This is a genomic window from Sporosarcina sp. P26b (assembly GCF_002743245.1).
Classification (GTDB): Bacteria; Bacillota; Bacilli; order Bacillales_A; family Planococcaceae; genus Sporosarcina; species Sporosarcina ureae_C.
Map to the genome: position 1 here is coordinate 1 of NZ_PDYW01000004.1, position 23,221 is coordinate 23,221.

Consider the following 23,221-nt stretch of genomic DNA (forward strand, 5'->3'; position numbering starts at 1 on the left):
AGCTCGAGTTTCATTTGCTGGCATCAATTAAGATACTCATTTTGTTTGTGTCACTGGCAAGCCAGGCACAAACTGTATTTCGTTAACGTTTTGCTGTTCAGTTTTCAAGGTTCATTTGCTTTTAAAAAATAATGGAGCGGGTAGGGAGAATCGAACTCCCATCATCAGCTTGGAAGGCTGAGGTTTTACCACTAAACTATACCCGCGTGTAAGTTGTATTTTAAATTGTTATAGTGAGAACGTTTGGTGCGGTAAAGAGGATTTGAACCTCCACGGGGTTAACCCCCACTAGGCCCTCAACCTAGCGCGTCTGCCATTCCGCCACTACCGCTTTGTTTCAGCGACAATTACTAGTATACACCTTCAGTTTAATAAGTCAAGAACTTTATCAAAACTTTTTAAAATGAATGGTGAGCCGTACAGGATTCGAACCTGTGACCCTCTGATTAAAAGTCAGATGCTCTACCAACTGAGCTAACGGCTCGTATTATAATGAAAGGAACAAACTGTCCTACATACCTTTGATCTCTTTATCGCGTACACTACGTAATAAAAATGGCTGGGGTAGCTGGATTCGAACCAACGAGTGACGGAGTCAAAGTCCGTTGCCTTACCGCTTGGCTATACCCCATCAATGATAACCTGTTATCAAGTCTCCAGGGATTTGTTCATTTTCTAAAAGTGACCCCTACGGGATTCGAACCCGTGATACCGCCGTGAAAGGGCGGTGTCTTAACCGCTTGACCAAGGGGCCGTAATTACATTGACGCTTCATCAAGCGAATCGTTTGTTGCGCTTGTCTTAGTCGACTTTTACTATTATAGACAGGGTTCTCTTATCCGTCAACCTTTTTCATCAATCTTTTTTAAATAACTTTTCTATAGTCTATTAAACGTTGGTATAACAGCCTTTTACCATATCTACTTTATTATTAAAAAGCCGTTCACCGCTACCATATCTCAATAAATACAAAAGGTATGCAATCGCAACGATTGCATACCTTTTGCGTTTCATTTAACCTTTTCTATCTTCCCTGCACATTTCCCACAGCGATATTTCGTGCAATCCATTCTTCTGCGCCTTGGATAATCCAATCCGCAAGCCGTACAACGATATAAATGGATAATCGTACTTTTCGCTCTGCGTTCCGCAAGCGGCTTACAATGTCGAGGTGAATTTGTCTCTCTAAGTAGCTCTTTAAAGTCTGGATCCCCATGTTTATATCCCTTACCTTCTATATGAAGGTGATAATGGCAAAGTTCATGTTTAATGATCCCGATTAATTCTTCCTCATCATGAAGTTCAATAACTAACGGATTAATCTCTATAAAATGATTGCTTAACTTATAGCGACCACCCGTTGTCCGCAGTCTGCTATTAAAAATTGCTTGATGGACAAACGGTTTATAAAAGATTTCCAATGAGATTTGCTCAACCAGCTGCTGTAAATATTCTTCTGACATGCTGATTCTCTCCTTTATTTCTTAAGAGGAAGCATAGATAACGCGATACGTCCTTTTTTACGATCTACAGAGTCTATCCATACTGTAACAATATCTCCGGATGCTACTACGTCTAAAGGATGCTTTACAAAGCCATTTTTCATTTTAGATATGTGTACTAATCCATCTTCTGAAACGCCAATATCTACAAATGCACCAAAGTCCACTACGTTACGGACAGTTCCTTGTAGTTCCATACCTTCATGCACGTCTTTGATATCGAGGACATCTGCTTTCAGTAAAGGCTGAGGATAATCATCACGTGGATCGCGATTTGGACGCTGCAATGTTTGAATAATATCTTGAAGCGTGATTTCCCCTACATCCAACTGTACAGCAAGTTGTGCAATATCCACTTGTCCAAGTGCAGTTGTCGCTTCTTCAGTACCTAACTGAGACTTAGTAAGTTTCAGCTCTTTCAATACCGCTTCTGCAACTTTATAGCTCTCGGGGTGAATCCCTGTCGAGTCAAAACGTTCTTTTGATTCCGGTATACGCAAGAAGCCAATTGCCTGTTCATAAGTTTTCGCTCCTAGTCTTGGGACCTTCTTCAATTCTGTGCGTTTTGTAAACTTCCCTACTTCTTCTCTCGCTTTGACTATATTCTCCGCCACTGTTTTAGATAGGCCTGAAACATATTGCAACAACGACGATGAAGCAGTGTTGACATTAACCCCAACTCGGTTAACCGCTGTTTCTACAACAAATGAAAGTGAGTCCGTTAGATTCTTTTTTGCTACATCGTGTTGGTATTGCCCAACGCCAATAGATTCTGGATCTATTTTCACAAGTTCTGATAACGGATCTTGTAGTCGGCGCGCAATGGATACCGCACTTCTCTGTTCCACTTGTAAGTCTGGGAACTCTTCCCGCGCTTTTGCAGAAGCTGAATACACACTTGCCCCCGCTTCATTAACGATTACATACGAAACCGGCTCTTTCACTTCCTTAATTAAATCCACGATGAACTTTTCCGTTTCCCGTGACGCGGTACCATTACCGATCGCGATGATGGAAATCGGATACTTTTTAAGCAAATCCAGAATTACTTTCTTGGATGCATCTTTCTGAGGTTTCGGCGGATGCGGATAAATAACAGAGATATCTTGGAGTTTCCCTGTTTCATCTACCACGGCTAGTTTACAACCTGTTCTGAACGCTGGATCTACACCGAGTACTGTTCTACCCTTTAGCGGCGGTTGCAGTAATAGACTACGCAGATTCTCGGAAAATACATGAATAGCTTGTGTTTCAGCCTTTTCAGTCAGGGCTGTACGAACTTCTCTTTCTATTGAAGGTGCGATTAGACGTTTAAATGAATCTTCAAGCGCTTCTTTTATATAAGTTGCTGAAGTAGAAGGGTGTCTTTTAAGATACGTACGTTCTAAATCACCGATAATGCGATCTGTAGGGAAACTTACGCCTACACGCAATACATCTTCTTTCTCCCCGCGGTTAATAGCTAGAACGCGATGAGGTACGATCTTGTTAAGAGGTTCTTCATATTCATAGTAGTTTTCGAAGACTTTTCTTTCATCTTCCGCATCCTTTTTCAAGATTGCAGTTAACTTCCCAGATGCCCATGTGATTTTACGTATTTTCTCACGCATCGTTGCGTCTTCCGATACTCTTTCTGCAACGATAAACTTTGCTCCTTCTAGAGCATCTTCTATTGAATGGATTTCTTTTTCAGGATTAATATAAGTTTGCGCAACAGTCTCAATGTTCGCAGACGACTGTTGCATGAGTTGGTCAGCCAGTGGCTCTAGACCGTTTTCAATCGCAATCATTGCCTTCGTACGTCTTTTTTGTTTATAAGGGCGATATAAGTCTTCGATTCGTTGCAATACACTCGCACGCTCTATCTCAGCTTTTAACGTATCGTCCAGTTTACCTTGTTCTTCTATTAAACGAAGAACTTCTTCTTTTCGCTGTTCAAGCGATTTTATATAATGATAAGCATCTTCAATATCTTTGATCTGCACTTCATCGAGTGAACCCGTTGCTTCTTTTCTATAACGCGCAATAAAAGGTACTGTGTTGCCTTCTTCCAACAATGCGATAACGCTTGCAGTTTGGCGTTTACCAATTCCTGCTCTGCTTGCAGTTGCTTCCATAAGATCTCTTGACAATTTAACCACCCCTTCTTCTTTCCATATAATAGCATGTTTCGAAAACAGTTTCCTTCTGCAACCTTTTATTTTTTGACACAAAAAAGCCGCTTCAATTTAATGAAGCAGGCTAGCTGAGATGAATGTGGCATCATCGTTATCTTCAATTGTACCTTCAACTTTTTTGTACAATTGGTACGGAGTAGAGTTTTCTTGTAGATACTTTTTAGGACTGCGTAAGTTTACGCCATCAGAATGAAGGAAGAATCGATCATTCTTATTATAAGGATATCTTTGCGTACGCGGTGATTGTGGTCTGCCCGATAGATATCCCATGACTGGCAAAGGATAAATCATCTGACCACTTGATTGCAGGATATAGATACGGATGTTACCAACACAACTATATTCCAGGGTTTGTTGTTCGAAATACACTTTTACAATCCCAACTGCAGCACCTCGTTTATGCAACATCTTTTTATTGCAGCGGTGCAACAAATCGTCAGGTGATTCATGATGATAGAGTTTTAAGACTTGTGGAATTATTTCAGCTGATTCTTTCGCTTCTGTTCCACTACCCAAACCGTCTGCAATAGCACAAATGAAATAATCTTCTTCTGAATGAATGTAGTATGCATCCCCAGAATCTTTATTACCCTTTTTGGACTGTTGATATATATATGCCTCTACATAGTCATTCTCAAAAGTTTCCACTAATTTGCACCACCACTCGTTAAGATTACTTCTTGTAGCTTTTTAATCGCTTTACGTTGAAGACGGGAAACGTGCATTTGGGAAATATCCAGTAATTCACCAGCTTCTTTCTGGCTCATCTGATCGATATATGTATACTGGATAATCTGACGTTCCCGTTCACTTAGAACGTTTAGGGCGTTTAATACAAGCATGCGTTGATCTGTTTTTTCAAAACCGTCATCCGTCTCACCAATAATATCAAGCAGTGTGATCGTCCCGCCCTCTGAATCCGCATCCAAAGTATGGTCAATTGACAGAGCTTGATAACTTCTGCCCATTTCCATCGCTTCAAGAACTAATTCTTCGTCGGTACCTAGATATTCTGCTATTTCATAAACCATTGGTGAACGTTGAAATTCAGTCGTTAATATTTCCACGGCTGCTTTGATTTTCGGACCCAATTCCTTAATTCGGCGCGGCACGTGAACAGCCCATGTCTTATCACGAAGAAATCGTTTGATTTCCCCGATGATTGTCGGCACAGCAAACGCTTCGAAGTTACGTCCTTGCTCAGGATCGTATCTTCTAATTGCGCCTAAAAGTCCAAGCATTCCTGCTTGTACAATATCCTCATGGTGTGATTGCCCGCGTGAATATTTGCGCGCAATAGAGTGCACCAGTCGCTCATAATGCAGGACTAGTTGTGTTTGTGCATGGTCGTCATTATTCTCCTGATAGTCATGTATCCATTGAATGACCTGTTCCTTTGTTTCGTTATCACGAGAAGACTGTTGATTTGACATGGTCTTCTCCCCGCTCTCTGCCCAAATATTTGGTCATGAAAACAATGACACCCTCCCCGTGGTCAACTTTGACTTCGTCCATTAAAGTCTCCATCAAATATAGTCCTAAGCCACCTTCTCTAAGAGGTGATTCTTCATTCCAATCTTGATAGGGACCGACCTTTTTCTTCGTTTCTTCAAAATCGAAACTTTGACCATGATCCGTGACGACAATTTCTAGGCGATCTTTATAAAGGGCGCAGCCTAAAATTACTTCACCTGTTTTTTCGTCATTGTACGCGTGCTGGACAGCATTTGTTACTGCTTCACTTGCAGCAATTTTCAAATCTTCAATTTCATCGTATGTAAATCCAATGCGGCTTGCAAGCCCCGATATGGCTAATCGAGCTACACCAACGTATTGAGGTTTTGCCGGAACTTTTATTTCGATGTAATCAAACGCTTGCATTATCTTCGCCACCTTTAGACTGTTCTATCTCCATAATCTCACTAAGGCCAGTAATTTCAAACAATCGATAAAGGCGTTGGTTTAATCCTTTGATAACCAATTTTCCATTGTGCGCTTTTACTTCCTTATAAAATCCAACAAATACACCTAGACCAGTACTATCCATATAGTTGACTTCAGACAAATCCAATTCAACTTCAATTCCTTCAGCCAAGTCTAAATTAGTCAAATGCTCTTTTAGCTTTGGTGCTGTATATATATCGATTTCACCGATAACCTTAAAATTATGCACAAGATCTTTATCCACTTGCTCAACTTGTAAATTCATTTCGCCACCCCGATCGATTTCTCTATTTTCTTAGAATGTAAAGCGTAACCTAACTTGCTATACACTCCTTGTTTTATACCCATTCCCTTATTTTCTAAACCTTTATTTTGTTTTTTTCAAAATAACTAGAGTAAAGTCATCATGCAATTCATAATTCTGCATTTTAGAGAGCTCACTAAATAAATGATCTACCATGGTTTGAGCACTTTCCGCGCGTACGTCACATAGCAAATCCTGGATGACATCCATTTCTATAAATCCTTTTTCCGTTCTCGTTTCTGTTACGCCATCTGTCATGATTGCGACGAAGTCACCATTTTCAAGACGTACTGTACGTTCTTCGTACTTTGCATCTTCTTGTACTCCTAGCAATAACCCTTTGCTCTCAAGCAAACTGAAGTTATTCTCGGATGCGCGATAAAATAACGCAGGTTCATGACCAGCAGATGAATGGCGGAACACAGAGCTTTCCGTGTCATATTTTCCATAGAACATAGAAATAAACATCGTATCGGCAATACTTCGCTCCACCATTTTATTGATGAAGCTTAGCACTTCGGAAGGACTTCTCTGTTCATATCGCAAACTGTCCATCCCAAACTTGACCATGGACATATGCATAGCAGCGGACATACCCTTTCCGATAATATCTGCTACCGCTAGACATACCTCATGTGTATTATCATTCAGGAAGTAGACATAGTCCCCATTCATTTGCTTAGACGGCTTTGACGTCCAGCCTATATCTAGACCCTCGACTTGGGGGGTCGTTGTCTGCAACAACGTATTTTGTACACGAACCGCAATATCCATCTCTGTTTGAATGATTTCCTGTTTGCGAATCAAACTCTGATGTTCTTTTAGTGCTAGTCCATAATGAATCATCATTTCAATTAAAAAGTCGAACGAAACACTCACGTCAGATGGCAGATCCTTAATCAGTTGTTCAATTGACGTCTTATGAATACTGATAACATCTTCTGGCGCGATATCCTTTTCTATGAAGCTGCGGCTGAATTGCTGTCCCAAATAGAGATCTTCTTCTCCTTTGGAGTGCAGATAATTCTCCAGCATTTGTTTATACTGCTTACCCGCCTCCTGTGGCAATACCCTTCAACTCCTAGTGCAACCATTTCGTCGCTGTAATAGTGGTTCCTATGCCCACTTCTGTTTCCACACTAAAATCATCCATTAACCGTTTGACCCCTGGCATACCTGCACCCAGTCCTCCTGAAGTCGTATACCCATCTGTCATAACTTTTTGCAAATCAGAAATTCCCGGTCCATCATCGGAAGCTGTAATAATTAAGCCTACACGTGGACCTACTTGAACAGACTCTATTTCAATTCTGCCTTTTCCTGCATAAAGATATATATTCCTTGCCAATTCACTAATAGCCGTCGTAATTCTAGCTTGGTCAACTGTCCCAAAGCCAGTGCTCTTCGCCTCATTACGGCCCAATTGTCTAGCAGCAACTATATCCCATTCTGTATTGATCTCTATAGAAGACCTGTGTTCCATGGTCAGGCCTCCAATTCTCTAGTTAATTTCTCTAGCCCATTCTCTAGATCTAATGCTGTGGTTACATTCTCTAAACGTATACCTAATTCAATTAGTGTAATGGCTACAGAAGGCTGAATGCCTGTGATGACAACTTTTGCACCCATAAGACTCGTCATATGAATAACATCCCCAAGAACTTTTGCGATGAATGAATCAATGAAGTCGATTGGTGTCAAATCGATCACAACGCCGCGTGCAGATGTTTTATGCAATTGATTCAGTAAATCTTCCTGGAATTGTAAAGCTGTCTGATCATCAAGCTCCACTTGGATAGATACAATCAATGTGTCTTTTAGCTTTAGAATCGGGATTCGCATCTTCATACTACTTTTCCTCCTCCACAATTGTCCGCCCTGTCATTTCAAGCGCTTTTTGCATGCCTCTGCGTAACGTACTCGTTGTTGAGAAATCTGTCAGATTAATGCCTAGCGTGACAATAGTCTGCGCAATCTCCGGACGGATTCCGACTAGCATACATTTCGCACCGACTAAACGAACGGCATCAGCCGCTTGAATAATATGGTGTGCAACCATCGTATCTACTACTGGAACACCCGTGATATCTAGCAATACGACTTCAGCACGTTGCTTGACAACGCCCTCTAGTAGGTTCTCCATGATCAGTTTCGCACGTTCCGTATCAATCGTACCCACTAACGGCATGACAGAGATCTTGTCAAATACAGGAATCAACGAAGCCGAAAGCTCTTGCAATGCAATCTTCTGCAAAATATCTGTGCGCTCCCACTTTGTAGAGTATTCATCGATGATGCTTTCCCTTAATGGATTAATCCAGTTAGAGAAGATATTTACACCTTCGCGTAGATTGGTATCTTTCAAAATCCCCGTTTCAAAAAATAAGTTATAGACTACTGAAGAAAACGTATCAATAGCACGGTTGATAAATTTAATAGACCAACCAAAATGAATGATCTTTTCCGTGAACTCGTCCAATCGTGCCTTGTCCACTTTTTCGCGGGTAGCTAGATTGGAAGTCATAAGTTCAGTGAATTCCCTACTCGTCGTTGCCACCACCGCAGCTGGCATTAAGTCCAAAAAACGCTCATCAGCATTTTCTTTCATTTCTTCTACCCAGCGCATTGTAATTGTATCTATATTCCCGGTTATTCCTTTTCTCATGACTTCATTCATCGTTATTTGTTCCTCCCTACATCTTCAATTATCTCTATTGTATCGAATTTCTCTACAAACTACATGTTTTTACTCATTTTTTTTAAAATCAAAAAAGTAAAAACACTATAACCGGTTGGCTATAGTGTTTTTAAGCAGCCATTGGTTACTAGCACCATCTGCAATAAAAGTTATTAGAATATGTATGCTAAAATTTAATAAGCCCGAAGCTTACTTGCAATGCTTCGTCGACTTGTTTCATTAACGCATCGTCTAAGTGAGTTATTTTGTCTGTGAGCCTTGACTTGTCGATTGTGCGGACTTGCTCGAGCAGAATGACTGAATCCCGCTCGAATCCATGTCGTGCCGCCGTAATTTCGACATGTGTCGGCAATTTTGCTTTTTGTATTTGTGCAGTAATGGCTGCTACAATAACGGTGGGACTGAATCGATTACCGATATCATTTTGGATGATCAGTACCGGTCTAGTTCCACCTTGTTCAGAACCGACTACAGGTGACAAATCTGCAAAAAAGACGTCTCCGCGTTTAATTGCCAACTTTTCATCCTCCGCTGACGCAACGTTCCACGGTATGCTGAGCCTCAAATTCCGCATATAAACATTCTGCCGCTATGTTGAGGTTGATCTGCGACATTTCCACATAACCTCTAATCATGGCTTCACGCAATAAGGAAGCTTCACCATTTTCGATATGTTTCACATCTGTCATATAAACGAAATCTTCTTGCACTTGCTCCCATTGAAAGATTGCGTCTTCATTTTGCTGTTGCAATCTGGTCGAGGCTATACTAAGTATTCTTTTATCGTTTTTATCCGTACGCAAATCGAGCACCTCCGACAAACCCATCCCTTTATTTCTATATCATTTCTATCTTACCATTTATATTGGAATATGAAAAGACAAGGATTTGAGTGTTCTGACAAGAAATACTAGTTTGGTCAGTAGAATGTCGAATTGTATGGACATTGCGTCATATATTAAGCCAGATAGTTTCGACCTTTATTACGTATAGACTCTAGGTATTCGTGTGGAAAACGTTACAGCTATTTCATAGGGTATTGTGTGTAAGCGTTCAGACCATTCTTCTATAACTATTTCTTCGTTGCCTTGTTTGCCTATCAATACCACTTTTTCACCTTCAGGATATTCACAAGGTAATCGGATCATGCATTGGTCCATACAAATGGTTCCGACAATAGGTACCCTTTTACCGTCAATTAGTACTTCCTGACCATTTAACGAACGCTTCAATCCATCTGCGTAGCCTATTGGCAATGTAGCAATCCATTCTCCTTCAGCTGCTTCATACGACCCACCGTAGCTAATTTTTTCACCAGCCGTCATTCTTTTCACATATGCTACTTCAGTTTCAATCGTCAATGCCCGCTCGAGTTTAAATGGTAGTTGCTTTGCTACCGTATCGGAAGGCGGGATGCCGTATAAACCTATGCCAAAACGAACAGCATCTAGTGCATAATTAGGAAACAGTAATGCCCCTGCACTATTTGACGCGTGAACGAGACGCGGCTTTTCAGGCAAGCGATTCACAAGGTGCATAAATCGTTCAAACTGTCGCCGCGTTGGCTCCCGATCATCTTCATCAGCACGTGCAAAATGAGTAAAAACGCCATCTATAGTTAGACTAGACTGTTGAATGCATTTCACTAATTGAGCAAGTTCTTCTTCAGTTCGTACTCCAATTCTACCCATTCCACTGTCGATTTTTACATGAATTCTACATTTATTATCAAACGGTTGCTGAGCGTTTACTTGTTTTACCCAATTCGCACTTGTGACCGTTAAAATAATACGTTGTTGTGCCGCTATCGCTGCAAATGAAACTGGCGAAACCCCTAGCACAAGTATATCGGCAGTCGGTTGTGTTTTTCTGAGCGTCATCGCTTCATCTGGCGTGGCAACAGCGAACATTTCTGCTCCCGCCTGCAATGCAGCGGAAGCAGCCTCCGCTACTCCATGCCCGTAACCATCTGATTTAACGACTGCGATCAGCTTAGTTTCTTTAGGTAAATAAGAAATGAGGTGTTTTGCATTATGCTTAATAGCCGCTGTATTAATAATCGCACGTGTTGGCCGATATTCCGTTTCGTTGAACATTACTTTCCACCTCGTTATAGGATAGACTGTCGCATAAAATAATTATCTATCCAAAGGCATAGCCAAGTCAATTGATTTCAGTTGTTGATTATTTCGATTCTGTTGCTGTCATCGAGTTTGCTACAGTAATCAATTCTTCCTTGCTTAACATATCCGATGCCACAAAGAACGCCATACCATTTGCTTCCCAGTGAATCGATTGTTCTGTCAATGCCGCCACTGCAAATCCTAGATCAACAGGATCACCTTCTATGGATACAGGCATTTCATTTAATGGTTTTTCAGCTGGTTCCTGAATAACGACATACTCCTTATCCCCACTGAATGTCATGATCACACGCTGCCCATTCTCAATCTCTACACTCTTCTCTTCTGACAGTGTTGTACCTTGTAGATTTGCAACTGGATAGTAGGTTTGTTGATTTGCCTTAGCTTGGTCTTCCCCATCACCTTCTGTTGCTCCTTCATCAGTATCCGCTTTGTCACCGTCCGCTTTCGGTTTATCCATTTTCACCTTATATTCAGCAACTTTATGCTCTACACCCAATGCAATTTTATCGAACTTAATGGAGATCTTTTCTTCACCATTTTCATCGTGAATCGTCACCTTGCTTGGCAACAATGTCTTTTTATCAATATGAATCTTCTGAGTTGGTAAAAGTGACTTATGATTATTGCGTGTAGCCGTTTCAAAGATATACTCTTTTTCCTTTTCTTCCATGACCGCTGCTTTGTCTGCCTTAATATCTTCAGCAAGGGTTCCGATTAAATATCCTTGACTGTTCTGGGCAGGCCAATCACTTTGAAACTTATACGTTTTGCCTAGTGATGGTGTAATGACGAATACACCTTCTTCGTTACGAACAATCATTTGTGACTCGCCATTACCCGATTGCGTCACATTTACTTTGTAAAACTCCGGCTTGGTATGCCATACTTCTACATTGTACACCCGAGGTTCTGAACCTGTTTTGATTTCCATCGAGGCATTTAATTCATACCCTTTTGTTTCATTCCACTTATTGCTGAGCTTCTTCATGACATCTTCTTTGGAAGGCTTACCGCATCCTCCTAGTACCAACATAACTGCGACGACTGTTAATAACATAATCTTTTTCCGCATTCTTTTCATCCTTTCTCCAATCAATTCGGGTAGCTTATCTTATGAGAGGGATGAATCGAATATGCGAGCTTGTTTTAATTTCTATTTGACTGTCTTCAGGATTCTATCAAAACCACTTGCGCCGCAGCTACTGTTTGAGTATGTGTAATGCTGACGAACCCTTGAGCTAGCTGTTTACGGAAGTACAGTACAGGACGTCCGCTTGCTTCCGAAATGACTTCAATATCGAGAAAATTGCAATCTGTTCCGATTCCAGTGCCGCGAGCTTTGGAAAACGCTTCTTTCGCAGCAAAACGACCTGCCAAGTATTCTATTTTCCGGTGACCACTTAAAGTTTCATACACGTATAATTCCCTTTCAGATAGTATGCGCTCTCGAAACTTACTATTGCGACCATCCAAACGAGCTACGCGATCCAATTCCACGATGTCTAATCCAATTCCTTGAATCAAAATGAACAACTCCTTTCCCTTCAAGTTAAATACTATGTATAATCAGTAAAGAAGATTGAGGTGAAACCATGTTTATACGAACAGAAAACTTTTCACAATATGTTCGCGCCTATCCCGTCGTGACATTTTTGTTAGCCTTGAATATCGGGATATTTATCTATACACTGATTCCCGGCATTGGAGATCAACTCTTTTTACTCGGCTTGGGGGATAACTTCCTCATTGCGAATGGAGAGTATTGGCGCCTAATAACACCGATGTTTTTGCACGGCGGTTTCATGCACCTGTTATTTAACATGTTCTCGCTTTTCGTTTTCGGGCCAGAGCTTGAAAAGATTGCAGGGAAAGCACGTTTTATTACGGTGTATATGTTAGCCGGCTTGTTCGGTGATATCGCAACATACTTCGTGCAGCCTGCTGCTTATACCCATGTCGGTGCAAGTGGAGCGATTTTCGGTGTGTTCGGTGCGTTTGGTGCACTTGTGTATTACACGAAGCATGCATTCCCGCAGTTGAGACAGGTTATTTTACCGATTATCGTCATTAGTATTGTGATGACATTTGTCGGGACGAACATTAACGTGACAGCGCATATTGCTGGGCTGATCACCGGCTTCCTGATTGGGCTGAGCTTCTTCAATCCGAAGAACATCGTCAGTTGGAGAAAAAAATAGTGTGATGCAAAGTCAGATAAGGAATAGTCCTTGTCTGGCTTTTTGCATTGAAACAGAGAGTTTTACACATGTGTTGGGGGTGGGGATTTGCGTTCTAGACGGACGCGTTATGGAGGGTCCGCAATGAAAATCCCCTATCTAACACCAATGCCAGCCTTTCTAATTTCATTAAGCCACAAAAGCCAGACAGGTTTAGTTGTCTGGCTCTGTTTGTGTTTCTGGAATTTCTGGATGATATTCATACCAAGACAGGAACTTTTCCGCATCTTCCTGTGGCATGTGGCGAATCGCTGGAGCGTCGAGTGTCATGCCAGATTTGACGTTGGCAGTGATGGTTGCGACTCTTTTTCTCCGGTGGAAATAGTTCTGATCTACTTCCATCGACTGAATACGATTCTTCTCAGTGAACACCGTCTCCCGACTGATTGCGCGGAAACGCATCGTCAATTGCTTTGGCAAGATCGTGTATGCAGCTGTATTGTATTGCCAAATGCCCAGCAATCCAACTAGCGGTAAGAGCAACAATGTCAGCAAGCCATACGGGAAAAAGTTATACGAGACAATCGCTATTGGAATCAATGTCACGAGTAACTTAAAACGGTAATAAAAACGCTTACCCCTGCTTCCGATTTTCTCTTTTGGCTCACTAAAGTCTATATTTGGAAACAGCTCCTGCAACGGTTCTATAATGCGGTTTCGTTTTGCTAAAGGAAAAAGTTTGATTCGTGAACCTTCCCCTACTCCTCCCGCACTGTTGATAATGACCGCCCCATAGCCGAATAGTTGGCGTAAAGGATTTTCAGCTATAGTAATATTTTGTACACGTTTCAACGGAACAGTTACTCGCTTCTTCTCAAGCAACCCTCTCGTTATGATTAGATCATCTTTCTCAAGCATGACTTTGAAATCATAATTCGCAAGGAATGTCATCGCAACGGATAGTAGCCAAACGATCAGAAAACCGAGTACTATTAAAATCGTGATGACGAAGACGCCAATACGGATGAACGATTCTAACTCTCCAAACAACCAGTCGTACGGTATAAGTTCTTCGATTTGTGATAAAAACACGAGAGCACCGGATAAAATAACCCCAATGCCCCCTGACGTTGTCGCAAGCATGAGCAAGTCGCCTGTCGTCATAGAGAAAATCACGGGTGCTGGTTGATGCACAGTTTGAATTTCTTCTTCAGTTTCTCGAAACAACTGCCATTCCTCTTGATCAGACAAGTCAGGCATAGGTCCGATTATCTTCACTTTTTTCGCTTGTTGAATTTCACGTTCAATCTGTTCGGCTGCCTCTTTCGTGATCGCAGTCAATTCCGCTTCAGCATCTTTACCGGAAGAAGACCCCGCCGTTTCGATTTTAACCTTTACTAATTGAAATGGACGGTGAAAAATACCTTCTGTGTAATCTAAGCTTTGAATGCGGTCAAAAGGGATATAACGCTTTTTCCTGACAAACAAACCCGATACGATGCGCAGTTCTTGGTCCTCGAACCAATAGTCGAAGCGACGCCATTTCACAATACCTGATACGAGCGTAAATACGATTAATACACCGAATAGGAGTAACGTCCAATATTGGATATACCAAGGCGCTGTACTTTCTCCTTTGAAGCCATTCACAAAGACTAAAATAATGAATGGACCAATTAAATCTTTCAGTGTTTTCGCAGTCTCGACGACAGCTGTGATCCAATGAAGTTTATAGCGTTGTTCAGACATCGTCTTTCGCCACCCTTGCAAACGTCGATATCCGATTGCGCAGTTCATCCGCCTCTTCCGTTACCAATGCAGGAATGGAATGATTTGTTGCTGCAGTAGAAATCGTGATGGACGCTAGACCATATTTGCGTAGAATTGGCCCTTCTGCTGTATCCACGTGCTGAACACGCACCATCGGTATAAGCGTGCGATTGACGATGAATAAACCGTGTTGTAGCTCTATCTCCGCTTCACGCACTTCGTAACGCCAGCGTTGCCAACGTATTTTCGGAAATAAATAAATTGATAAAAATGCATACAATAGTACGACTACAGAAACGACAATCATAATCCAAACAGGCCAATCAAAAAAATACGATAAAAAACCAACGCCGACTGCGATTACCAGTATAATAACACTTTGAATCGTTCCATATAATCTCCATACCGTTAACCCTTTTCTGGAGATTTGATTTGAAGGTTGTTGCCTCACTAGATCCACCTCTTTTCGAATACCTACACATACATACGTAACAACATGAAAAATGTTTCATTTAATCGATCATATCATATTCACGACAAAAAAATCCGGGCTGCTATAATGCAGGCCCGGATTTTGTCTATTCTTATCTTTCTGAACGATTACTGCTGCTGCGTCTTGATGCGCCATCTCTTCTTGCGCCATCACGAGGCCCACTGCTACGTCTATTAGATCCGCCAGCTGAACCACCGCTTCTGCCACGTCCGCCTTGTGAACGTCCGCCGCCGCTACGATTGCCGCCTTTATAACCGCCACCTGAACGTGAAGAACCACGTGAAGGTAATGGACGCTCTTCAGAAATACTAACAGGCGTCTCATCAACGTCTTTAGTCAATGACTTAAGAGCAGCTGACAAAATTTCTTTTGCATCATATTTCTCAAGCAACTGTGCTGCTAATCCAGCATAATCTTCTGAATTGTGCTGATTGATTGTTTCTTCCAATGCTTCCACAGCATTTTTCTTCTGTTCAAGCAAAGCCTCATCAGAAGTTGGTGGACGTAAAGGAGTCATACGCTTCTTAGTCGTTTCCTCAACGATTCGAAGGTAACCCATTTCACGTGGCGTTACGAATGTAACTGCAACTCCACTTTTACCAGCACGGCCTGTACGACCGATACGGTGAACATAGCTTTCTGGGTCTTGTGGAATATCAAAGTTGTAAACGTGTGTTACGCCTGTGATATCCAATCCACGTGCAGCTACGTCTGTCGCTACAAGTACGTCGATTTTATTGTCTTTGAACTGACGCAAAACTGACATACGTTTCGCTTGTGTCAAGTCACCGTGGATTCCTTCAGCAATATAGCCGCGAATACTTAGTGCGTGAGCCAACTCATCTACCCGGCGCTTTGTGCGTCCGAATACGATAGCCAATTCAGGTTGTTGAACGTTCAACAATCTTGATAACACATCAAACTTCTCACGTTCATGAGACTTTACGAAGAACTGTTCAATGTTCTCAACAGTCATTTCTTTTGATTTGATTTTAACCATTTCTGGGTTTTTCATGAAAGTTTCTGCAATTTTACGGATCGGAGCTGGCATAGTTGCTGAGAATAGCAACGTCTGACGCTCAGCCGGTACGCTCGCAAGAATTGTATTGATATCTTCGATGAATCCCATGTTCAACATTTCATCTGCTTCATCCAAAACAAGTGTTTGAACGTGATCAAGCTTCAATGTTTTACGGTTAATATGATCCAAAATACGTCCCGGTGTACCGACTACGATATTTGGATTATTACGAAGTGCACGGATTTGACGCCCGATTTCCTGTCCGCCATAAACGGAAAGTACTTTCGCACGGCTGCCGTAGCCTACTTTGTAAATTTCTTCGGATACTTGGATTGCCAATTCACGTGTTGGTGCGATGACCAAAGCCTGAACTGCAGTGCTTTTAGGATCCAATTTCTCAATGATTGGAATACCGAATGCTGCCGTTTTACCAGTACCTGTTTGTGCTTGCCCGATTACGTCGCGGCCTTCCATACCAAAAGTGATCGTTCCCTCTTGGATAGGTGTTGCCTCTTCAAACCCCATGCGTAGCAAAGCGTTTTGTGTTGTTTCACTAATGTTCAATTCTGAAAACTTCGTCAAAATATTCAATCTCCTTTATTTCTCCATTTGACAATTGGTTACATCTGCAAATGAAAGCGCGGCAAATTCGAGCCATGTACTTTGAAAGTTGGGAGCGTTTCCGATATATCCATCTCTGGTTTATAAAAAGAATCTTCTAGAAGGATTCTTGTGGGTGCAGAGGGGTCATATCAATTACACCTATCGTAATTGCGTCCAGATTTTTATACAGCACAATGTAAAACCCGTGACATACAAGGAAAGCTCGGTCCTTGCCGAGCGGTGAAAACAGCAAATCATTGCTAGTCTGCCTACTAATCACCGTTTTATTCAAAAAAAAGTACTCTCCGTGTAGTATAACGGAAGAGTGCCGTGTAAATGTATCCAATTCCTTTCATCATTCTACCATGGCTTACACAAGACTGCAACGAATCCGCTTAAGTTCCATTAATCAGTCTTCGCCCATGAACTTCAGTACTTTTGGAAACCACACATGGCGGTCTTCGCTATAACAAATATGGTGTTTGCCATGTTCAGAATAAATCAGATGTTTTTCTTTTGATCCGAGCTGTTCGTACAGTAAATCTGCTGTGACTGCAGGAACGATACCATCTTGCTTCCCCTGCACGATACAAACAGGCGTTTTGACTTGATGGTGATACGGTCGCACTACGCGTACTACGCGCAAAAACTCTAACGCCACACGCACTGGGGTATTTGTCAGCTTATAGTTATACAGATGATAGAACGAGTCAGGAGGAAAATCCCTATGTCTTAAGGAACTTATCATGATTCTAGCGTCCTCCAATAAAATACGCGGACTAATATATTTTGCCGCAGCACTTAATAGCACAAGTTTTTTTATAGGATAGCGCAGAGCCAAATACATAGCGATCAAACCGCCCATGGAGAAGCCAACGACTATGATGTCATCCACTTCTTTTTGCAGCCTTCTTAATTCTAATTCTGCGACCATCATCCATGACTTGGCTGAGCCTTTCTGGATACCCCGGTCCATTTCATGCCCGGGTAAAACCGGCACTACTACTTTCCAATCGGTATGATTCTGTAGAAACCTTTTGAACGGAGCGACTTCAAAAGGACCGCCCGTGAATCCGTGAACGATGAGAACACCTGTCGTCACAACTGTTCCTCTGTAAGCATCGCGATGATTCGTTCTAACTTCATTCCTCTAGATCCTTTAAACAGTACTACTGTCTGCTCTGTTAGTTTCGGGCGCAATGCCTCCGCCAGCAAGTCCGTATCATTCGCTGTCCACATGACTTCTCCCGGATAATCCGTCAATTGATCAGCCAACCACTTCATGCGTGATCCAAAGAGCGCAATTCCCTTCACGTTCATTTTCTTTAAATCCTCCGCCAGTCCTTCATGATAGTGCCGTTCATCGGTGCCAAGCTCCAACATATCGCCAAGGACGAGCCATTTGTCTTCTTTGACGGACGTTTCATCTATAAAACGGAATGCCGCACGCATAGAAGTTGGCGCTGCGTTATAAGCATCATTAATAAGTAATGATCCGTTTTTTCCCACCATTGGTTGCATGCGCATATCCGTTAACAACGTTCCACTTAGTGACTCTTCGATTTGTTTTTCGCTTAGCCCCAACTCTTTTGCGATCATTACCGCGGCCAGTGCGTTTTTCACTTGATGGGACCCGTAAACAGGAATCGTAAACTGACCTTCAAGTTTACCCGTCACAGTGAATGAACTGCCTTTATCGGTAGATAAAATATGTTGCGCAGTCAAATCTGCTTGTTCATAGCCGAATGACACACTATAGAAATCCGGTTGCTGGCGTACTAGCTCTTGCAGCAATGGTTCGTCACCGTCGTACAATAGCATGCCGCCACTCGTCAAACCGTCGGTAATTTCAAACTTTGCTTTGGCAATCCCTTCACGAGAACCAAGATCTTGCATATGCGCCTCACCAATATTTGTTATGACAGCAAACTGCGGTTTAGCAAGTGTTGACAAGAAAGAGATTTCTCCAAAGCCACTCATCCCCATTTCAAGAATGGCAACTTCTGTGTCGTCTTCAATAGATAATAATGTTAACGGCAAGCCAAGCTCATTATTGAAGTTGCCTTCCGTCTTTTTCACTTTGCGATAAGGTGATAATACTCCGGCAATCAGATCTTTTGTCGACGTTTTACCATTCGATCCGGTTACTCCGATGACAGTACACGTCAATTCACTTCGGTAGCTACGGGCCATTTGCTGTAATGCGAGCTCTGAATCCTCGACGAACAACAGTGGTATATCTGCGGGCGGATTCGGTTCATCTTTCAGCCATAGTGCTGCGATTGCACCTTTCTCAATCGCCCCTTTGACGTATTGATGGCCATTTACTTGTTCCCCTCTAAAAGGGATGAACAAATCCCCTGCTTGCACATTCCGTGAATCGATGCAGACGCCTGTCACTTGTTGCGCTGCGATATGCTGTCCTTCTGCTTGAAGCCATTGCTGGATCGTTGATAGATTTCGTTTCACGATACTTCCTCCACTCAGTCCATTGTATATTGTAGTTGTTGCTTTTCTATATGACGTTCTACTGCCAGTTCAATTAGCTGATCGATTAATTCAGGATAGGTCAATCCGGATTTTTGCCACAGCAATGGGAACATACTAGTTGGCGTGAAGCCTGGTAATGTATTCACTTCATTGATCAATACTTCATCGTCTGCTGTGACGAAAAAGTCTGCGCGTACGAGCCCTGAACAGTCGAGAACTTTAAATGCACGGATCGCCATATCGTTCATATGCTCTGCGACAGTATCTGGCACTTCAGCGGGAATCGATAACTCTGTGCTTTGATCTTTGTATTTGGCTTCATAATCGTAAAAGTCAGCAACTGGACGAATTTCTCCTGCAATCGACACTTTAGGTTGATCGTTTCCAAGGACTGCCATTTCGATTTCACGTGCCACGATGCCTTGCTCAACGATAATTTTGCGATCGAACTTCAACGCTAACTCAATTGCTGTTTTAAGCGATTCACGATCGTCTGCTTTACTGATTCCGACACTCGATCCAAGGTTAGCCGGTTTGACGAACATCGGATACGATAGTTCTTGTTCCGCCTGATCTAATAATTGCTCAGCGTGTTCTTTCCACGCACTACGTATAAAGTGGACATATGCAACTTGCGCTAATCCGGCTTGAGCAAATAATTGTTTCATTACAACTTTATCCATGCCTGCTGAAGAAGCAAGCACCCCATTACCCGCGTATGGGATGTTTAAAACTTCAAATAATCCTTGTACGGTTCCGTCTTCCCCATTTGTTCCGTGAAGAAGTGGCAAAATAACGTCGGGCATATCTCCTTGTAAAAAGCTACTGATGTCATCCGACTTCGGTTGTTCACTTTTTAGACGTAATGTCTCGATCTCCGACACAGGTCCAGTCAACGGTTCACCCTTCAGCCACTCACCTTGCATCGTAATATAGATGGGTAACACCTCATACTTATCTAAATCAAGCGCTTGTGTAACCGCGCGCGCTGTGGATAGTGACACTTCATGCTCTGCGGATTTCCCGCCATATACTAAACCTAATCGTCTTTTCATGTAATCTCCTCGCATTCCGTAGTTTTCATTCATACAGTTTACCATGAACGGAGCCAATTCATGAATGAAAAGCCAACGTTCTTCATTCTTTTTACTTCTTTTTACTTCTAATAGAAACCAATCATTTCACAACTCGTCTAGTAATGGGTGTACTTCTTAAAAAGTTTTGCGATATAATAGGTGATTATAGTAAGAGAATACTAGCTTAAGAAAAGGTGAGTTCATAATTGAAGCAATCAAACAGGCTAGGTGAACGATTTGACTGGACACTTGCCTTTATCATTTTACTTTTCGCGATCATCAGTTTTTTCGTCATTGGATCTGCTCAAACCTCTGAGCAATATACACAGAACTTCGTTTTAAAACAAGTGAGGTGGTATATACTCGGTTCCTTCATCGTCGCAATGGTGATGTACTTTGAACCAGAACAGTATAAAAAGTTCGCTTGGTATTTCTATGGTTTCGGTATTTTTCTATTGGTTTTTCTTATGTTGGCGCCCGGTGGACCAGGTCAAATTGCAGAAATGCGCTACAGTGCAAAGCGATGGTTGCATTTACCTGTCATCGGAACCATTCAGCCTGCTGAGTTCATTAAAACGTTCTTTATTATTGGACTTGCCAAGATGGTCAGCACGCATAACGAACGTTCTTTAAACAGGACCTATACAACCGATTTACTGTTGCTTGGTAAAATTGCGCTAATGCTAGTCGTTCCGTTATTCCTTATCATGAAGCAACCCGACCTCGGAACTTCACTGGTATTTATATCGATTACGGCAGCTATCGTCATCGTTTCGGGTATTTCATGGAAACTGCTCGTGCCTATCTTTTCGTTGGGCGCTGCAGCCGCGGGCGGAATATTATGGATGTCATTATTCGCACAAGACTTACTCGATAAATTCGGCTTCTCACCTTATCAGTTTAAGCGAGTGTATTCATGGCTTGATCCGTACTCTTACCCGACCGACGAAGGGTATAACCTGATTACAGCAATGACAGCAATAGGCTCAGGAGAACTGACAGGAAAAGGGTTTCTAGAGCGCGTCGTTTACATCCCCGAGAATCATACCGACTTCATCTTCAGTGTAATAGGTGAAGAATACGGTTTTATCGGTGCATGTTTAGTCATCACCTTGTATTTCATTTTAATTTATCATTTAACAAAAGTAGCCCTTTCACTACATGATCCGTTTAGCGTATATGTATGTACGGGTATCATTGCGATGATTGCGTTCCATGTGTTCGAAAACATCGGCATGAATATTCAACTATTGCCGATTACAGGAATCCCATTGCCGTTCATCAGTTACGGAGGAAGTTCCTTATTCAGCAATATGCTGGCCATCGGTTTAATCTTTAGTATGAAGTTCCATCAGCGGACCTATTTATTCGATGCGGATGACGATGATTTGTAATGAATGAATGCCACGCCCCCTTTTCGAGCAGTCACAAATTGTGTAGACTGTATAGGAATGGGGGTTTTTTTATGTCAACTTTACCAAATTGTCCAAAATGCCAATCGGAATATACGTACGAAGATGGAAACCTTCTTGTTTGTCCGGAATGTGCATACGAGTGGACTCCAGGGTCAGTGGAAGAATCCGACTCATTAGAAACGCCAGAGATCAAGGATGCTAATGGCAATGTGTTGCAGGATGGAGATTCTGTAACAGTCATCAAAGATTTAAAAGTAAAAGGAAGTTCCAATCCACTGAAAATGGGAACGAAAGTAAAAAGTATCCGTTTAGTAGAGGGCGACCACAATATCGATTGTAAAATTGATGGATTTGGCGCTATGCAACTAAAATCGGAGTTTGTGAAGAAAATTTAACACTTCACCTAACGCGAAAAGCTCACCCTCGAATATTCGAGGGTGAGCTTTTCGTATGATCTGATGTTTAGTTGGTTTGAACAGGCGGTACTTGTACTGCAGGCGTCAACGCTTGCAACATATCGCTTCTAGATTTTGTGAGTTTTGCGGAAACACCAAGCTTTGCCAAATTGGAAATAATCTTCTTGAAATCCATCTCTTTAGCCACTTCTTCCACCTCAACCTTCTGGGTTAATTATATAGACGTTTTATCACTTATGAAGTTCTCGATTTTTTAAAAAATTATTGATTACTTATATCATACCACTTTACTTGCATTTTAAATCTTTCATTTATGTTACATTTTCACTTTTTTTGCAAGTTTTAAACCTTTTTTCAAAAAACAGATGTTTTGACATACCCCCCATACGTATATTACGATGAAAATATATGAAAGGTGGTGGACAACCAGTGACATTATTACCCGAAGACCCTTTGCTAGAAGAAGTAGAAGTTTCCTGCCGCAAGAGTCATCATTCAGAAGAAATTAAGACGAACTTGACGCATCGTTTAAACCGTATCGAAGGCCAGATCCGTGGCATTAAGGGAATGGTAGAGCGCGATGTCTATTGTGATGATATTATTACCCAGCTGTCCGCTACACAATCTGCTTTGAATAGTGTCGCCAATGTTTTATTGGACGGACACTTAAAAGGCTGTGTCAAAACCAGATTAGCTGAAGGGGACGAAGAAGTATTAGATGAACTGGTCAAAACCATAGCTAAATTAATTAGAAAATAGGAGGAATCATACATGACAGAAACAACATTGAAAGTATCAGGAATGACATGCAACCATTGTGTACAAGCAGTTGAAGGTGCTTTAACAGAATTAGCAGGAGTAGAACGTGCTTTGGTTGATTTAAAAGCCAATAACGTAGTAGTTCAGTACGATGAATCAGCGTTAAACGTAGCTCAGATGACAGAAGCAATTGAAGATCAAGGATATGACGTCGAAGCGTAACGAAAGA

27 protein-coding genes and 5 tRNA genes are annotated in these 23,221 nt (G+C 41.8%); 5 read left to right on the forward strand and 27 right to left on the reverse strand.

Features of this window, described 5'->3' with window-relative positions; all coding sequences use genetic code 11:
- Window positions 1-132: 132 nt before the first annotated feature.
- From CSV69_RS05495 to acpS, 20 genes are all read right to left on the reverse strand, one after another.
- Window positions 133-206, reverse strand: a tRNA-Gly gene (locus CSV69_RS05495).
- Between the two features lie 38 nt (window positions 207-244).
- A tRNA-Leu gene (locus CSV69_RS05500) sits at window positions 245-331 on the reverse strand.
- A 77-nt stretch (window positions 332-408) separates the two neighbouring features.
- Window positions 409-484, reverse strand: a tRNA-Lys gene (locus CSV69_RS05505).
- 72 nt (window positions 485-556) lie between these two features.
- Window positions 557-631: transfer RNA gene (locus CSV69_RS05510), tRNA-Gln, on the reverse strand.
- Between the two features lie 51 nt (window positions 632-682).
- Window positions 683-754 (reverse strand) — tRNA-Glu (locus tag CSV69_RS05515).
- A 256-nt stretch (window positions 755-1,010) separates the two neighbouring features.
- Window positions 1,011-1,463: a SprT family protein gene (locus CSV69_RS05520; RefSeq protein WP_099692931.1), complete on the reverse strand. Its 453-nt coding sequence runs from the start codon at window positions 1,461-1,463 to the stop codon at window positions 1,011-1,013.
- A gap of 14 nt (window positions 1,464-1,477) precedes the next feature.
- Entirely contained in the window at window positions 1,478-3,619 is a 2,142-nt protein-coding gene (locus tag CSV69_RS05525; RefSeq protein WP_099626194.1) for a Tex family protein, read from the reverse strand.
- Between the two features lie 111 nt (window positions 3,620-3,730).
- Complete coding sequence (locus tag CSV69_RS05530) at window positions 3,731-4,327, reverse strand: PP2C family serine/threonine-protein phosphatase (RefSeq protein ID WP_085427343.1); 597 nt, start codon at window positions 4,325-4,327, stop codon at window positions 3,731-3,733.
- Entirely contained in the window at window positions 4,327-5,112 is a 786-nt protein-coding gene (gene sigB / locus CSV69_RS05535; protein WP_085427344.1) for an RNA polymerase sigma factor SigB, read from the reverse strand. Before sigB ends, CSV69_RS05530 begins: the two co-directional genes overlap by 1 nt.
- On the reverse strand, window positions 5,087-5,560 hold the full coding sequence (gene rsbW / locus CSV69_RS05540; RefSeq protein WP_085427345.1) for an anti-sigma B factor RsbW: 474 nt from the start codon (window positions 5,558-5,560) through the stop codon (window positions 5,087-5,089). Before rsbW ends, sigB begins: the two co-directional genes overlap by 26 nt.
- Entirely contained in the window at window positions 5,547-5,888 is a 342-nt protein-coding gene (locus CSV69_RS05545; protein ID WP_085427346.1) for an STAS domain-containing protein, read from the reverse strand. The genes rsbW and CSV69_RS05545 overlap by 14 nt, the downstream gene beginning before the upstream one ends.
- Before the next feature lie 102 nt (window positions 5,889-5,990).
- The gene (locus tag CSV69_RS05550; RefSeq protein WP_198166242.1) at window positions 5,991-6,995 is read right to left on the reverse strand and encodes a PP2C family protein-serine/threonine phosphatase; all 1,005 of its coding nucleotides are present in this window, start codon (window positions 6,993-6,995) and stop codon (window positions 5,991-5,993) included.
- A 13-nt stretch (window positions 6,996-7,008) separates the two neighbouring features.
- Entirely contained in the window at window positions 7,009-7,410 is a 402-nt protein-coding gene (locus CSV69_RS05555) for an anti-sigma regulatory factor (RefSeq protein ID WP_085427347.1), read from the reverse strand.
- Between the two features lie 2 nt (window positions 7,411-7,412).
- On the reverse strand, window positions 7,413-7,775 hold the full coding sequence (locus CSV69_RS05560) for an STAS domain-containing protein (RefSeq protein WP_083034138.1): 363 nt from the start codon (window positions 7,773-7,775) through the stop codon (window positions 7,413-7,415).
- Window position 7,776: 1 nt separating this feature from the next.
- Entirely contained in the window at window positions 7,777-8,604 is an 828-nt protein-coding gene (locus tag CSV69_RS05565; RefSeq protein ID WP_099692932.1) for an RsbT co-antagonist protein RsbRA, read from the reverse strand.
- A 187-nt stretch (window positions 8,605-8,791) separates the two neighbouring features.
- Window positions 8,792-9,142 (reverse strand): type II toxin-antitoxin system PemK/MazF family toxin, encoded by a 351-nt coding sequence (locus CSV69_RS05570; protein ID WP_029054722.1) that lies wholly within the window; start codon window positions 9,140-9,142, stop codon window positions 8,792-8,794.
- 4 nt (window positions 9,143-9,146) lie between these two features.
- Window positions 9,147-9,452, reverse strand: coding sequence for a transcriptional regulator (locus CSV69_RS17370; protein ID WP_099626193.1), 306 nt, complete (start codon window positions 9,450-9,452; stop codon window positions 9,147-9,149).
- Window positions 9,453-9,608: 156 nt separating this feature from the next.
- Entirely contained in the window at window positions 9,609-10,721 is a 1,113-nt protein-coding gene (gene alr / locus CSV69_RS05580) for an alanine racemase (protein ID WP_085427349.1), read from the reverse strand.
- 88 nt (window positions 10,722-10,809) lie between these two features.
- The gene (locus tag CSV69_RS05585; RefSeq protein ID WP_099692933.1) at window positions 10,810-11,844 is read right to left on the reverse strand and encodes a LolA family protein; all 1,035 of its coding nucleotides are present in this window, start codon (window positions 11,842-11,844) and stop codon (window positions 10,810-10,812) included.
- 95 nt (window positions 11,845-11,939) lie between these two features.
- The gene (acpS, locus tag CSV69_RS05590; RefSeq protein WP_099692934.1) at window positions 11,940-12,296 is read right to left on the reverse strand and encodes a holo-ACP synthase; all 357 of its coding nucleotides are present in this window, start codon (window positions 12,294-12,296) and stop codon (window positions 11,940-11,942) included.
- Between the two features lie 68 nt (window positions 12,297-12,364).
- Between acpS and CSV69_RS05595 the strand changes: the two genes are divergently transcribed.
- On the forward strand, window positions 12,365-12,970 hold the full coding sequence (locus tag CSV69_RS05595) for a rhomboid family intramembrane serine protease (protein ID WP_085427352.1): 606 nt from the start codon (window positions 12,365-12,367) through the stop codon (window positions 12,968-12,970).
- Window positions 12,971-13,162: 192 nt separating this feature from the next.
- Here CSV69_RS05595 and CSV69_RS05600 read toward each other — a convergent pair whose 3' ends face one another.
- The 6 genes from CSV69_RS05600 to CSV69_RS05625 form a co-directional block, all read right to left on the reverse strand.
- Window positions 13,163-14,698, reverse strand: coding sequence for a PH domain-containing protein (locus CSV69_RS05600; RefSeq protein ID WP_099692935.1), 1,536 nt, complete (start codon window positions 14,696-14,698; stop codon window positions 13,163-13,165).
- On the reverse strand, window positions 14,691-15,170 hold the full coding sequence (locus CSV69_RS05605; RefSeq protein WP_085427354.1) for a PH domain-containing protein: 480 nt from the start codon (window positions 15,168-15,170) through the stop codon (window positions 14,691-14,693). Before CSV69_RS05605 ends, CSV69_RS05600 begins: the two co-directional genes overlap by 8 nt.
- A 133-nt stretch (window positions 15,171-15,303) precedes the next feature.
- On the reverse strand, window positions 15,304-16,815 hold the full coding sequence (gene cshA, locus CSV69_RS05610) for a degradosome RNA helicase CshA (protein ID WP_099692936.1): 1,512 nt from the start codon (window positions 16,813-16,815) through the stop codon (window positions 15,304-15,306).
- Window positions 16,816-17,245: 430 nt separating this feature from the next.
- Window positions 17,246-17,938, reverse strand: a complete 693-nt coding sequence (locus CSV69_RS05615) for an alpha/beta hydrolase (protein ID WP_099692937.1) — start codon at window positions 17,936-17,938, stop codon at window positions 17,246-17,248.
- Window positions 17,935-19,305, reverse strand: coding sequence for a UDP-N-acetylmuramoyl-tripeptide--D-alanyl-D-alanine ligase (locus CSV69_RS05620; RefSeq protein WP_233192331.1), 1,371 nt, complete (start codon window positions 19,303-19,305; stop codon window positions 17,935-17,937). The genes CSV69_RS05615 and CSV69_RS05620 overlap by 4 nt, the downstream gene beginning before the upstream one ends.
- Window positions 19,306-19,319: 14 nt before the next feature.
- Window positions 19,320-20,381 carry a D-alanine--D-alanine ligase gene (locus CSV69_RS05625; protein WP_085427358.1) on the reverse strand — a complete coding sequence of 354 codons (1,062 nt, stop codon included), beginning with the start codon at window positions 20,379-20,381 and terminating at the stop codon, window positions 19,320-19,322.
- A 227-nt stretch (window positions 20,382-20,608) separates the two neighbouring features.
- Here CSV69_RS05625 and CSV69_RS05630 point away from each other — a divergent pair, with 227 nt between their 5' ends.
- Both CSV69_RS05630 and CSV69_RS05635 read left to right on the forward strand, forming a co-directional pair.
- On the forward strand, window positions 20,609-21,796 hold the full coding sequence (locus tag CSV69_RS05630) for an FtsW/RodA/SpoVE family cell cycle protein (protein ID WP_085427359.1): 1,188 nt from the start codon (window positions 20,609-20,611) through the stop codon (window positions 21,794-21,796).
- 71 nt (window positions 21,797-21,867) lie between these two features.
- Window positions 21,868-22,212 (forward strand): zinc ribbon domain-containing protein YjdM, encoded by a 345-nt coding sequence (locus CSV69_RS05635; RefSeq protein ID WP_085427360.1) that lies wholly within the window; start codon window positions 21,868-21,870, stop codon window positions 22,210-22,212.
- A gap of 67 nt (window positions 22,213-22,279) precedes the next feature.
- Here CSV69_RS05635 and CSV69_RS17005 read toward each other — a convergent pair whose 3' ends face one another.
- Window positions 22,280-22,420 carry an Lmo0850 family protein gene (locus tag CSV69_RS17005; protein ID WP_198166243.1) on the reverse strand — a complete coding sequence of 47 codons (141 nt, stop codon included), beginning with the start codon at window positions 22,418-22,420 and terminating at the stop codon, window positions 22,280-22,282.
- Window positions 22,421-22,641: 221 nt separating this feature from the next.
- Here CSV69_RS17005 and CSV69_RS05640 point away from each other — a divergent pair, with 221 nt between their 5' ends.
- Entirely contained in the window at window positions 22,642-22,992 is a 351-nt protein-coding gene (locus tag CSV69_RS05640) for a metal-sensitive transcriptional regulator (RefSeq protein ID WP_085427361.1), read from the forward strand.
- A 12-nt stretch (window positions 22,993-23,004) separates the two neighbouring features.
- A complete protein-coding gene (gene copZ, locus CSV69_RS05645) occupies window positions 23,005-23,214 on the forward strand; it encodes a copper chaperone CopZ (RefSeq protein ID WP_085427362.1) in 210 nt (69 codons plus the stop codon).
- Window positions 23,215-23,221: the final 7 nt, after the last annotated feature.

Excerpts from the sequence above, each read along its gene's own strand:
- CSV69_RS05520 (WP_099692931.1), bottom strand. The coding sequence starts at position 1,463 with ATGTCAGAAGAATATTTACAGCAGCTGGTTGAGCAAATCTCATTGGAA.
- CSV69_RS05525 (WP_099626194.1), bottom strand. The coding sequence starts at position 3,619 with ATGGAAGCAACTGCAAGCAGAGCAGGAATTGGTAAACGCCAAACTGCA.
- sigB (WP_085427344.1), bottom strand. The coding sequence starts at position 5,112 with ATGTCAAATCAACAGTCTTCTCGTGATAACGAAACAAAGGAACAGGTC.
- rsbW (WP_085427345.1), bottom strand. The coding sequence starts at position 5,560 with ATGCAAGCGTTTGATTACATCGAAATAAAAGTTCCGGCAAAACCTCAA.
- CSV69_RS05545 (WP_085427346.1), bottom strand. The coding sequence starts at position 5,888 with ATGAATTTACAAGTTGAGCAAGTGGATAAAGATCTTGTGCATAATTTT.
- CSV69_RS05555 (WP_085427347.1), bottom strand. The coding sequence starts at position 7,410 with ATGGAACACAGGTCTTCTATAGAGATCAATACAGAATGGGATATAGTT.
- CSV69_RS05560 (WP_083034138.1), bottom strand. The coding sequence starts at position 7,775 with ATGAAGATGCGAATCCCGATTCTAAAGCTAAAAGACACATTGATTGTA.
- CSV69_RS05565 (WP_099692932.1), bottom strand. The coding sequence starts at position 8,604 with ATGAATGAAGTCATGAGAAAAGGAATAACCGGGAATATAGATACAATT.
- CSV69_RS17370 (WP_099626193.1), bottom strand. The coding sequence starts at position 9,452 with ATGGGTTTGTCGGAGGTGCTCGATTTGCGTACGGATAAAAACGATAAA.
- alr (WP_085427349.1), bottom strand. The coding sequence starts at position 10,721 with ATGTTCAACGAAACGGAATATCGGCCAACACGTGCGATTATTAATACA.
- CSV69_RS05585 (WP_099692933.1), bottom strand. The coding sequence starts at position 11,844 with ATGCGGAAAAAGATTATGTTATTAACAGTCGTCGCAGTTATGTTGGTA.
- CSV69_RS05595 (WP_085427352.1), top strand. The coding sequence starts at position 12,365 with ATGTTTATACGAACAGAAAACTTTTCACAATATGTTCGCGCCTATCCC.
- CSV69_RS05600 (WP_099692935.1), bottom strand. The coding sequence starts at position 14,698 with ATGTCTGAACAACGCTATAAACTTCATTGGATCACAGCTGTCGTCGAG.
- CSV69_RS05625 (WP_085427358.1), bottom strand. The coding sequence starts at position 20,381 with ATGAAAAGACGATTAGGTTTAGTATATGGCGGGAAATCCGCAGAGCAT.
- CSV69_RS05635 (WP_085427360.1), top strand. The coding sequence starts at position 21,868 with ATGTCAACTTTACCAAATTGTCCAAAATGCCAATCGGAATATACGTAC.
- CSV69_RS05640 (WP_085427361.1), top strand. The coding sequence starts at position 22,642 with ATGAAAGGTGGTGGACAACCAGTGACATTATTACCCGAAGACCCTTTG.
- copZ (WP_085427362.1), top strand. The coding sequence starts at position 23,005 with ATGACAGAAACAACATTGAAAGTATCAGGAATGACATGCAACCATTGT.